Origin of the sequence: Priestia sp. BR_2 (genome assembly GCF_041954005.1) — a bacterium.
Taxonomy (GTDB): domain Bacteria; phylum Bacillota; class Bacilli; order Paenibacillales; family Paenibacillaceae; genus Paenibacillus_AQ; species Paenibacillus_AQ lautus_A.
This window is the reverse complement of sequence record NZ_JAVFHM010000271.1, coordinates 1-2,471: the sequence shown is the minus strand read 5'-3', so window position 1 is coordinate 2,471 and position 2,471 is coordinate 1. Positions and strand designations below refer to the sequence as shown.

Annotated in this window: 2 protein-coding genes and 1 riboswitch; of the genes, one reads left to right on the top strand and one right to left on the bottom strand. The window is 36.5% G+C overall.

Going from position 1 to position 2,471, the window contains the following annotated elements; genetic code table 11:
* The first annotated feature begins 343 nt into the window (after positions 1–343).
* Positions 344–522, top strand: a riboswitch (Lysine riboswitch).
* Positions 523–650: 128 nt separating this feature from the next.
* Positions 651–1,538 carry a 4-hydroxy-tetrahydrodipicolinate synthase gene (gene dapA, locus RB298_RS20710; protein WP_486048340.1) on the top strand — a complete coding sequence of 296 codons (888 nt, stop codon included), beginning with the start codon at positions 651–653 and terminating at the stop codon, positions 1,536–1,538.
* Between the two features lie 263 nt (positions 1,539–1,801).
* Here the strand turns inward: dapA and RB298_RS20705 are convergent.
* A partial coding sequence (locus RB298_RS20705) for a DMT family transporter (RefSeq protein ID WP_486048339.1) occupies positions 1,802–2,471 on the bottom strand: 670 nt, incomplete at its 5' end.

The window sequence follows — 2,471 nt, the reverse complement described above, 5'->3', positions numbered from 1 at the left end:
ATCTTACTCCATGGCATTTTAATACAATAATATCCGTACTTTTAGATTATGTACCTGATGAAGTAAAGAATAAACCTAATGCTAAGTCACTCTAAGCGGGTGGCTTTTTATTATATGTACACTATATAAATTCAAATATATAGCGGATAGCAAAAAGTAAGGTAGACTGCTAACATGAATGATATTGAGGTTGTGAGCTTGAGTCAATAATTTGGACACATCCCAGTTTAGGGACCTAATTATATGATATCCGTGAAACTATACTTAAAGGGTTCTTGCATGAAAGGGAATTTACTGTTATATTAAATTCAATTAAATATTTTCTTATTTCAATATTTTTTGAAGTGAGGATAGAGGTGCAAAGATCATAAGTATACAATTTGAGGAGAATGAGATCCAATGATAATTGTGGAAAGGGGTATTTGCCGAAGCCGAAAGAATCTCATATTCTTGAAGCTGGTTCTGCTGTTGAATAAATACAGAACTGTCATATAGGAAACTATATGGAGGGCTATCTTATGCACGGAAACTATTTTTGATAAATATTGTTTCTACTGCAGCAACGAATCCCTCGTTGCTGCTTTTTTTGTGCTTCTTATGAATGGCCCTAACCCCTCTAATTTAAAAATTTTTATAAAGGGCGTGTAGTTATGAAATTTGGCCAAGTATTAACAGCAATGGTTACGCCGTTTGACGATAATGGTGAAATTGATTTTAACGCGACGAAAACGTTAGTTGAGCATTTAATTACAAATGGCACAGATGGCTTAGTTGTAGCTGGTACAACTGGAGAGTCTCCAACATTAACCACTGAAGAGAAAATTGAATTATTCAAATGTGTTGTAGAGGCTGTTGCGGGAAGAATCCCCGTCATCGCTGGAACTGGCTCAAACAACACGAAAGCTTCGATCAGCTTAACAAAACTTGCAGAGGAAACGGGAGTCGATGGTATCATGCTAGTTGCTCCATACTATAATAAGCCATCTCAAGAAGGGTTGTACCAACACTTTAAAACGATTGCCCAGTCAACCTCTTTACCAGTTATGCTTTATAATATCCCAGGACGAAGCGTAGTTAACATTTCCGTTGAAACAATTGTTCGTCTATCAACGATCCCCAATGTTGTGTCAATTAAGGAAGCAAGTGGCGACTGGGATGCCATGGCAGAGATCATTAGCAAAACACCTAGTGTCTTTACCTTATATAGCGGCGATGATGGGTTAACAATACCAGTATTAGCAATTGGCGGAGCAGGAGTTGTTTCAGTTGCTTCCCACATCATTGGCAATGATATGCAAGAAATGATTAATGCCTTCAAAAATGGCGATGTCCAAAATGCTGCTGCTGCACATCGCAATCTGCTTCCACTTATGAGAGCATTATTTATTGCGCCAAGTCCTTCACCGGTAAAAGCTGCATTAAATCTAAGTGGCACCCATGTTGGTGGTGTTCGCTTGCCAATGGTTCCTTTAAGCAATGAAGAGCAAAGTGCACTAGAAAAAGCTCTGCAAACTAGCGGTATTAACGTTACCTGTTGAAATAAATAAAAATAGATTAGGAGAGAGAGCATAGCTAAAACGATCGATTCAATCGACGCATTAAGACAAGATTATGCCAAAAGCTCAAGATGGATGAATCCTCGTTTAGCTAACTCTTTAAAATAGAAAAACTCCCTTAACGTACTGGGGGAGTTTTTCTGTTTTTTTATATGTATGTATACTATATACATCCTCCGTTACCATACAAAGGAAGACCTATTTCACTATATGTTGGTTCTTCTGTCGGTATTGGTGCAAAAAACTTATATCTTAGTCAACACGACTCCGCATAAAGTAAGAATAATTCCTATTAATTGATATTTTTTAAGTCTTTCTTTAAAGATAATTAAGCTCCCAATTAAAACAACAATACAATTTAAACTAATGATTGGATAAACCACACTGGATGGACCTTCCTTTAAGGCGAATAGATAACAGCTGTAACCAATCGTACTTAATATACCAACTAGTATACCTATCTTTATTTCGATTTTATGTGCAGTTAATTTTTTAAATTCTTTCCGAGCTAATAAACTTAAATAGACAGCTCCTCCGCCGTAAATTGAAACAAGCATTTCGCCCATGCTAAAGTGTTGAAACGTGCTGAATTTCATAACAACACCAACTGTACCGATAGATAGAAGAGCTAAACAGCAGCTTAAAATCCATAATTTATACTCTATGTGTGCCGTTTTGTTTGGTTGATACTGAATAATACAAGCTGCCAATATAATAATGACGATACCAATCCAATTTGTTAAAGGAATGGATTGAGGAAATAATAAGGATGTAGCTATGACAACGATGACTGTATTCATCGCAATAATGGTAGATGTAATACTCGCAGGTCCTTTCTCAAAGGCTTTTGTCATTTGGATATTGCCATTGGCATTTAAGATACCGATTATTGCCCCCGTTAAAACAGGTAAAACG